We start from the raw sequence: 1,397 nt of genomic DNA on the forward strand, positions 1-1,397 counted from the left end.
GATACCAAACCCTGTACTGTATTTCACATATGTCTGAGTAGCCAGCGCACCTGAGTCATACGGTATAGTGATAACGTGCTGGTTTTCTCCTGATGCATTTCTGTATGCAAACGTCAGCATCGATACACTACCGGCATGCGGATTGGTTTCTATCAGTACATATCGGCCATCACCTTTTACCAGATTAATACCGGTGTAATCCCCCGGACTTTTTACTTCTAATTCCCGGAAATGGGCTTTTGCATTCCCGTCCACCTTCCAGTTCTGATGAGGACCGAGGTTTCCGCCGATATCCCCGTTATCATTAACATAAATCCCTCTCGTTTTGGCCGGTGACTGAATCTGTGTCAGCTCCCCGCTTGTCAGGAGCATATTGTTAACCCATTCCTGTGAAGCCAGCCCTTTTACATCCTCCAGCGTGACTTTCTGGCCGTTCGGCAGCTCAATCTCCACCTGGCCTGTATCAGTCATCCACTGCTGCATTGCCTGAAGAAAGTAAACGATATAGCCCTGATTGGCGGACATGGTGCGGGCTGCATCTGAAATGGTATCCGGTACCGTAGTGGCGATAGAGTATTTCGCGCCGCTGAGCGTTACCGGAGCATTGAATGACAACACCAGTTCGGTATCACTGTTTACCGCGCGGATCATCATAATGATCGGTACTGTGCCGTTCTCGATACTGATGAGCTGGCCGGGGGCCACACCGTGAATATTCTTTTTCCACTGTGTACCGGTGCCGGTCACAATCGGTGAACCGGCATTAATGGCTATGGTGCCGTCGGTGTAAATCATGGGGTTTCCTTAAATTTCAGACGAAAAAAAACCGCCGGAGCGGTTGTTGGAGGAGATTATTTATTTTGATTTTAGTTTTTGCGGGTCGAAGTAAGCGACGGTAACGCCAATAATCAGTCCTCTGTACCCTTGCCTTTAACACATGTAATTTTGTTAAATGCATCCATACGGATCCAACCATGTAACCCTAGGACAGGATCACCTGTGCTGAAAAACCGTTTACTGTCCGGTGCATATTTTGTCAGCTTAGCTGAGTAATGCCGGTTATCCAGCCCCTCAAACATATGCCCGGTGCAATCCACTGGTTTGGTGTATACGTTATGGCTGCAGGCTGTCAGCGTGGTTATTGCAGCTAATGTGATTAATTTTAATATATTCATCCTTATATCCCTGTTGTATCTATTATCATTATATATAGCGGTATATCACATGATTCAAAAGATTGTGACGCGTGAGGTCTGGAATAAGTATCAACCAACAAACGCACCTCCAGTTTAGAGCCGTTCATTCGCCAGAAATAAAACTCGAATTCCATAAATTCTTCATAATCTGTTCTTTTCTGAGCGCCGCCACCAAATACAACTGCACAGTTATTACCATTA

The 1,397-nt window shown here is 46.0% G+C and carries 2 pseudogenes; both read right to left on the reverse strand.

The annotated features are described in order from the left end of the window. Positions 1-795, reverse strand: a pseudogene (locus tag HMPREF3119_RS11550) (hypothetical protein); the annotation flags it as partial. Positions 796-1,177: 382 nt separating this feature from the next. Beyond that, positions 1,178-1,397 (reverse strand): annotated as a pseudogene (locus HMPREF3119_RS19835) (hypothetical protein); the annotation flags it as partial.

Source organism: Morganella sp. HMSC11D09 (genome assembly GCF_001807955.1).
Lineage (GTDB): Bacteria > Pseudomonadota > Gammaproteobacteria > Enterobacterales > Enterobacteriaceae > Morganella > Morganella morganii.